Genomic DNA, 7,594 nt, shown 5'->3' on the forward strand with positions numbered 1-7,594 from the left:
GGGCATGACGTCGGGGGCGATCGGAAGTCGTCACGAACGGCCGCTACGACATACCCGTTTTCCAGCTGTGATCACAGATCATGAGGGTTCCTTTGCCTTCGCCGGTCATGTCCGGTGCATGGGCGTCCAGACCGTCATCGGCCCGGCGCCCCGGTTGGCCCACAGGTGGTATGGGACGAACGTCAGATCGACCGGGCCCCCGTGCTCCGGCTCGTGGGGGGCGACGGCGGCGCGGTAGGGGAAACCGCCGTCGTCCTCCCGGTGCACGTGGGCCCGGCCGCGCGCGGTGACCGGCACCACGTCGGCGGGCAGGCCGGCGACCGGGCCCGCGTCGCGCAGGTCCGCGGCGGCCAGGCACAAATCGTCGACGATCACCCCCGGGTGGTCGGCCTGCTCCAGGCAGTAGACCAGCGGCCCGCGCTCGACCGCGACCTGGCCGCGGGCGACGTCGAGCCGGGGCACGGCGGCCGTCAGCCGGGGGCGGATCCCGAGGTCCAGCTCCACCCGGTCGCCCGGCCGCCACGTCCTGCGCACGCGGTGGTAGCCGCCCGGCTCGGCCGTTTGCCCGTCGGCCCCGGCCGCGTCGGCCCAGGCGGGGATGCGGCACGCGAGCGTCCACGGGTGGCCGGGGGTCTCCTTGACCACGATCTCGACGCGGCCGGTCCACGGGTAGCCGGTCTCCACCTCCAGCAGCACGTCGCCGGCGCGTACGGTGCCGGGCGCGTACAGGTGGAGCTGCACGCCGTCGGCGTCGCGGGTGGCCAGGTAGTGGTCGAGGGAGGAGAGCAGGCGCATGACGTTCGGCGGGCAGCAGGCGGTGCCGTACCATCCCTGCCGGCCGCGGGCGGGGGAGCGCAGGTCGTCGGGGTCGGCGCCGGCGCGCACGCGCAGCGCGTTGACGTAGAAGAAGTGCTCGCCGTCGAGCGAGACGCCGGGCAGCACGGCGTTGTAGAGGGTGCGCTCGACCAGGTCGGCGTACGCGGGGTCGCCGGTCGCCAGCAACATCCGCCACGACCACTGGACGCTGCCGATCGCCGCGCAGGTCTCGCAGTACGCGGTGTCGGGGGCGAGCTCGTGGTGGCCGCCGAACGCCTCGCCGTACCAGTTGGAGCCGAGCCCGCCGGTCAGGTAGGTCTTGGTGGCCACCATGTCGCGCCACTGCCGGCCGAGTGCGGCGAGCAGGTCGAGGTCGGAGGTCTCGACGGCGACGTCGGTCGCCCCCGCCGCGAGGTACATCGCGCGCACCGCGTGCCCCTCGACCGTGGTGGCCTCGGCGACCGGCACGCGGTCCTGCCGGTAGCCGGGGCCGTGGTGTCCCTTGAGCTGGATGAGAGAGCGCCCCCGCGCGGCCACCTGGCGCGCGGCGAGGTCGAGGTACGCGGGCACGCCGGTCTCCCGGTGCAGCTCGGCCAGGCCCATCTCCACCTCGGGGTGGCCGTCGATCGCGTCCGGGGGCAGGTCCTTGGCCAGGTGGTCGGCGAAGCCGGCGGCGACCCGCAGCAACGTCTCGTCGCCGGTGGCCCGGCGGCCCGCCACGGCGGCCTGCATGAGGTGGCCCGCGCAGTAGAGCTCGTGGCTGGAGGCCAGGTCGGAGTAGCGTCGCCGGCCGGTGAGCTGGGTGTGCGTGTGGAGGTAGCCGTCGGCGCACTGAGCGGCGGCGACCAGCTCCGACGCCTGCGCGTACGAGCGGGCCAGGCCGTCGTCCTCGCGCCTGCCCCGCTCCCAGGCCAGCGCCTCCAGCCACTTGTAGACGTCGGAGTCGGCGAAGATCTTCCCCTCATGCTCGGCGGGGCCTCCCCGGGCGGCCCGGCGCAGGTTGCCGAAGGCGCCGGAGTCGCGTACCCGCTCCCCTCCCAGCGGGATCGTCACCTCGCGGTTGACCCGCTGCCGCGCCTCCCAGAAGCCGTCGTGGATGCGGGCTCCCGTCACGGGCCGCAGGGCCACCGCCGCACCCGAACCTGGCCGTACCACCGGATCAACGCTCATGGCACCATCCTCCCTCAGCCTTACATATCCAACAAGATATGAATATCCATGCAGACCTTGACGCGGGTCAACTGGCGACGCAGGCTGAATGCGACATCTATGCACACTTGAATATTTATGTGCAACGAAGGGACGGCCATGCCAGAGATCCCCGACACCGTGCTGCTCGAAGAGCGGGCCGAGCTGGCGATGAACGCGGTGGCCGGACTGCCCGACACGGACCCGGACACGGGCATGGACGGCGTTCCGTACTTCAGCGCCGACCTGCTCGCCCGGCCCGCCGCGCTGCGGCACGGCGACTGGGACTACGGCTCCAGCCACGGCCGGCTGCTGGACGCCTGCCTGCTCGCCCGGCACATGACGGGCAAGGACACCTGGCGGGAGGTCGAGGACGGCTTCAGGCGGCGGCTGACGAGCTTCTTCGGCCCCGACGGGCTGAGCTACCGGCGGGCCCGCCCCGAGGCCGGCTGGCCCCCGAACGCCAACCTCATCGACCAGCGCGCCGTGCTCCTGTCGCTCACCACGTGGTACGTGTCCGACGGCGACCCCGAGGCCAGGCGGCTGGCCGACCGGCACGTGGCCGCCCTCAAGCGGATCGCGATCAAGGAGCGGGACGTCTGGTTCTACCCCGCTTCCGAGTACACCCCCGACGGCTGGCCGTCCCCGAACGCCATCGCGCTGCACCTGGCCCCCGACCCGGCGTCGTTCAGCGGCCGGCTCATCATGCCGCTGCTCCGCTACCACCAGGCCACCGGCAACGAGGACGCGCTGGAGTTGTGCGGCTGGTTCGCCCGGCTGATCGTGCACAAGAGCGGCGTCTTCCACGAGGACGGCGCCTTCAACGCGGCCCGCGCCTACCGCAGCGGCCACTTCCACACCCGTCTCGGAACCCTCGAAGGGCTGGCCCGCTACGCCCGCCACACCGGCGACCACGAGCTGACCGCGTTCGTACGCCGCTCCTACGACTGGGCGCTCACCCAGGCCACCCGATTCGGCTGGACGCCCGGCGACCTCGAAGGCCAGCGCTACGAACACGAGAGCTGCTCCCTGGTCGACCTGATCGGCACCGGCGTCACGCTCGCCGGCTCCGGGCACACCGCCTACTGGGGCGTGGTGGAGCGGTTCCTGCGCAACCACCTCGTCGAGTCCCAGCTGCTCGACCTGAGCTGGGTCGAGTCGGCCCCTGACACCTCGGGCGACGAGCCCGGCTGGGTGACGCACGTGCGGGTGGGCGAGCGCGTACGCGGCGCCTTCGCCGGGTACGGCGCCCCCAACGACTACGTCTGCGACATCGAGCTGGGCCGCGGGCACACCGCCGACGTGCAGGCGTGCTGCGTCGGCTCCGGCGTGCGCGGGCTGTTCTGGGGGTGGAACTCCGTCGTCACCGGCGATGACCGTGACGTGCGGGTCAACCTGCTGCTCACCAGGGCCACCGAGCGGGTCACCGTGCTCAGCCACCTCCCCCATGAGGGCCGCGTCGACCTCGACGTGCACCGGGACCTGCGCGAGCTGCGGATGCGGGTGCCCGACTGGGCCGGGTACGCCAAGGTGCGCGTCACCCGCGACGGCGACGGCTTCGACGGCACGCGGCCCGGCGCGTGGGCGCCCGACGGCTACCTGTCCGTACGCGCGCCCAGGCGGGGCGAGCGGATCACCGTCACGTTCCCCGTGCCCGAGTCGACGAGCACGGAGGTCGCGTCCGGCCGGGAGTTCCGGGTGCGCTGGCGCGGCGACGACGTGATCGGCATCAGCCCCGAGGGCACCGCCCGGCCGATGTACAGCGGGCGCAAGGTGCACCCCACCGCGCCGCGACGCGACTACCCGCTGTCCCGGCCGGCCACGGAATGGGCCTGGTGAGCGCCGTGAGCGGATGGTCACTTCCCCCTGCTCCCGCCGGGGGCGCGCTGCACCCGTACGACCTGCGCTGTGAGCACCTCGCCACCCCGCAGGGCATCGCCACCCGGGCGCCCAGGCTGAGCTGGCGGCTGGCCTCCGGCCGGCGCGGCGACGCGCAGGCCGCGTACCGGATCACGGTCCGCTCCGGCGGCGCTCCGGCCTGGGACAGCGGCTGGATCGACGGGCAGGACCCCAGCGCTTCGTACGCGGGCACGCCGCTGACGTCGTTCGCCCGTTACACCTGGCAGGTCCAGGTCCGTTCCGCGGACGGCGAGGAGGCGGCGGCCGAGTCGTGGTTCGGCACCGGCGTGCTGCACCCGGACGAGTGGGCGGCCGCCTGGATCGGCCACGACCCGGAGACCCTGCCGCCGTTCGAGCCGCCGGCCGACGACCGCGAGCCCCGCAGCGTACGCACCGCGTCCCTGCCCCCGCCCCGCTACTTCCGGCGCGTCGTCGACCTGCGCCCGGCGACCTCCGTACGGATCGTGTGCACCGCCCGCGGCCTGTACGAGCTGCGCGTCAACGGCCACCGGGCGGGTGACGGCGAGCTGACCCCCGGCTGGACCGACTACCGCTACCGGGTGCCGTACCAGGTGTACGACGTCACCGGCCTGGTCGGCGACGGCCCCGCCTGCGTGGGCGCGGTGCTCGCGGACGGCTGGTGGTCGGGCAGCCTCGGCTGGGACGGCCGCCGGCAGGCCCAGCGCTACGGCAGGCGTCCCGAGCTGCTCGTCCAGCTCGTGGCCGACCACGCCGACGGCTCGCGCACGGTCGTCGGCACCGACGGGAGCTGGCGGGAGAGCACCGGGCCGCTGCGCTACGCCGACCTGCTGATGGGCGAGTGGTACGACGCCCGGCTGGAGCAGCCCGGCTGGGACCTGCCCGGCTTCGACGACTCGTCGTGGGCCCCCGCCCGCGTCGTGGACACCGGCCACGACGTCCTCGTGCCCTCGGCGGCCGAGCCCGTACGCGTCACCGAGGACCTCGTGCCCGTGGGGACCCGGCGGGACGGCGCCGGCCGCACCATCGTCGACCTGGGGCAGAACATCGCCGGCCGGGTGCGGCTGACGGTGCGCGGCGCCCCCGCCGGCACCCGCGTCACGCTCCGGCACGGCGAGGCGCTCGACGAGGACGGCTCCCTCTACACCGCCAACCTGCGCTCGGCCGAGGCGACCGACCACTACGTCGCCGCGGGGCTGCCGGAGGAGACGTTCGAGCCGCGCTTCACCGTGCACGGCTTCCGCTACGTCGAGGTCACCGGGCACGACGACGTCGAGGTGCTCGGCCGGGCGATGCACTCGGACACGCCGGTCGCCGGCGAGTTCTCCTGCTCCGACGACATGGTGCGGCGGCTGACGAGCAACCTCCGGTGGAGCCAGCGGGGCAACTTCGTGTCCGTGCCGACCGACTGCCCGCAGCGCGACGAGCGGCTCGGCTGGACCGCCGACGCGCAGGTGTTCCTGCCCACCGCCTGCTACAACGCCGACGTGGCCGCGTTCTTCACCGGCTGGCTGGCCGACCTGCGCTGCGCCCAGACCGCCGAGGGCGCGGTCCCCGACGTGGTGCCGCACGTGATGACGGAGCGGCACGGCGCCCCCGGCTGGGGGGACGCCGCCACGGTGGTGCCCTGGCACCTCTACCGCGTCTACGGCGACGAACGCGTCCTGCGCGACAGCCTGCCCAGCATGCGCCGGTGGGTCGACCACGTCGAACGTCACAACCCCGGCCTGATCTGGCGCGAGCGGGTGGGCAGCCACTACGGCGACTGGCTGCAGGCGGGCGTGCGGACCTCCCGCGACGTGCTGGCCACCGCGTACTTCGCGCTCAGCGCCGGTCTCACCGCCAGGGCCGCCGCCGTGCTGGGCCTCGCGGACGTCGCCGAGCACTACGCGGAGCTGCGGGCGCGCATCGGGGAGGCGTTCGTACGGGAGTTCGTCTCCGCCGACGGGCGGGTCTCGGGCGACACGCAGACGGGCTACCTGCTGGCGCTCGCGCACGGGCTTGTCCCCGATGACCTGGTTCCCGCGGCAGTGAGGCATCTGGTGGCCGACCTGGAGCGGCGGGGGCGGCGGCTCACCACCGGGTTCGCCGGTGTGGGGCTGCTCGGGCCCGTCCTGTCCGCGTACGGGCACCACGACCTCGCCTACGACCTGCTGCACGACGACCGCTACCCGTCGTGGGGGTACTCGATCAAGCGCGGAGCCACCACGATCTGGGAGCGGTGGGACGGCTGGACGGAGGAGAACGGCTTCGGGCCCGTCGCCATGAACTCCTTCAACCACTACGCGCTCGGCTCGGTGGGTGAGTGGCTGTACAGCGGGGTCGCGGGGCTCGGCCAGGAGGAGGACTCTGTCGGCTTCCGGCGGCCGCTCATCCGGCCGCTGCCCGGGGGGCGGCTGCGGTGGGCCGCGGCGGCGTACGACACGCCGCTGGGGCGGCTGTCCAGCCGGTGGGAGATCTCCGGCGGGGAGTTGACGCTGGAGGTACGCGTACCGCCGGGCGCACTCGCCACCGTCCACGTGCCCACCAAGGACCCGTCGTCGGTCCGCGAGTCCGGAACGCCGCTTGCCACGGCGGGGATCGACGTGATCAAGTCGACCGAGGCCGCTTCGGTGTGCCAGGTGGGCTCCGGCCGGTACACGTTCACCGCGTCGTGGGGTCGGTGACGTACCGGCCGGTGACCACGTGGGCCGCCGCCGCCGAACGCCTCGACGGCGGCGGCCTGCGTGATGTGACCGTACGCAACATCGTGCGGACCACCGTGGGCGGGAACGGCCTGCGCGTACGGCTGACCAACGCCTTCGGGGACCGGCCCGTGACGTTCGGGCACGTCCACGCGGGCGTCCCGCCGGCCGTCCCGCCGGCCGTCCCGCCGGCCGTCCCGCTGGCCGTCCCGCTGGCCGGGGCGGCGCTGGAGCCGGGGTCGAACCGGATGCTGACCTTCGGCGGGAGCCCTGCGGTGACGGTGGCGCCGGGCGCGACCGCACTCAGCGACCCGCTCCCGGTACGGGTGCGCCCCCGCCGCCGCCTCGCCATCAGCCTGTACGTCCAGGGCGAGGCGGGCACGCTGACCGGCCGCAACCGCGCCACCGCCCCGGCCTACCGGTCGGTCCCCGGTGACCACGCCGCCGACGAGGGCTCGGGGGCGTTCACCGAGGAGGTGGCGCTCTGGCACTGGCTGGACGCGCTGACGGTCACCGCGCCCACCTCCGTGTCGACCGTGGCGGTGCTGGGAGACTCGATCGCCACCGGGGTCGGCTCGGAGACCGGCCACGGCTGGGTGGACCTCCTCGCCGACCTGGCCGTACAGGGGTCGCCCCCGCTGGCCGTGGTCAACGAGGGCGTCTCCGGTGGTCGCGTGCTGGCCGCGGGCACCGGCCGATCCGCCGAGAGCCGCCTGACCGCCGAGGTGCTGACCAGGCCGGGCATCGCCGCCGTGATCCTGCTGGCCGGGCTCAACGACCTCGGGGCGGGCGCGCGGGCGGACGACCTCATCGCCGCGTACGGCCGCATCGCCGCGACCGCGCGCGCCGCCGGGGTCCGCGTGATCGGCGGCACGCTCACACCGTACGCGGGCGCCGAATACCACACCGAGGCGGGGGAACGAGCCCGGCAGGCAGTCAACGCCTACGTCCGGAGCGGGGGCGCGTTCGACGGCGTGGCCGACTTCGACGCCGCCCTCCTCGACCCCGCTCCGGACGTAGGCGTTGAC

At 74.2% G+C, this 7,594-nt stretch carries 4 protein-coding genes; 3 read left to right on the forward strand and 1 reads right to left on the reverse strand.

Annotated features, from left to right (window positions below):
• Positions 1-105: 105 nt before the first annotated feature.
• Entirely contained in the window at positions 106-1,986 is a 1,881-nt protein-coding gene (locus E1267_RS10235; RefSeq protein WP_132332148.1) for a glycoside hydrolase family 127 protein, read from the reverse strand.
• A 138-nt stretch (positions 1,987-2,124) separates the two neighbouring features.
• On the opposite strand from E1267_RS10235, the gene E1267_RS10240 reads away from it, so the two are divergent.
• From E1267_RS10240 to E1267_RS10250, 3 genes are all read left to right on the forward strand, one after another.
• Positions 2,125-3,843, forward strand: a complete 1,719-nt coding sequence (locus E1267_RS10240; RefSeq protein WP_132332150.1) for a glycoside hydrolase family protein — start codon at positions 2,125-2,127, stop codon at positions 3,841-3,843.
• A 5-nt stretch (positions 3,844-3,848) separates the two neighbouring features.
• Positions 3,849-6,548: an alpha-L-rhamnosidase gene (locus E1267_RS10245; RefSeq protein ID WP_220449405.1), complete on the forward strand. Its 2,700-nt coding sequence runs from the start codon at positions 3,849-3,851 to the stop codon at positions 6,546-6,548.
• Positions 6,545-7,594, forward strand: a 1,050-nt coding sequence (locus E1267_RS10250; RefSeq protein ID WP_132332154.1) for a GDSL-type esterase/lipase family protein, incomplete at its 3' end; no start/stop codon positions are given. The genes E1267_RS10245 and E1267_RS10250, both read left to right, overlap by 4 nt.

It is taken from the genome of Nonomuraea longispora (genome assembly GCF_004348345.1).
GTDB classification, from domain to species: domain Bacteria; phylum Actinomycetota; class Actinomycetes; order Streptosporangiales; family Streptosporangiaceae; genus Nonomuraea; species Nonomuraea longispora.

Bases quoted from the DNA above. Each gene is read 5' to 3' on its own strand.
- E1267_RS10235 (WP_132332148.1), bottom strand. From the start codon at position 1,986: ATGAGCGTTGATCCGGTGGTACGGCCAGGTTCGGGTGCGGCGGTGGCC.
- E1267_RS10240 (WP_132332150.1), top strand. From the start codon at position 2,125: ATGCCAGAGATCCCCGACACCGTGCTGCTCGAAGAGCGGGCCGAGCTG.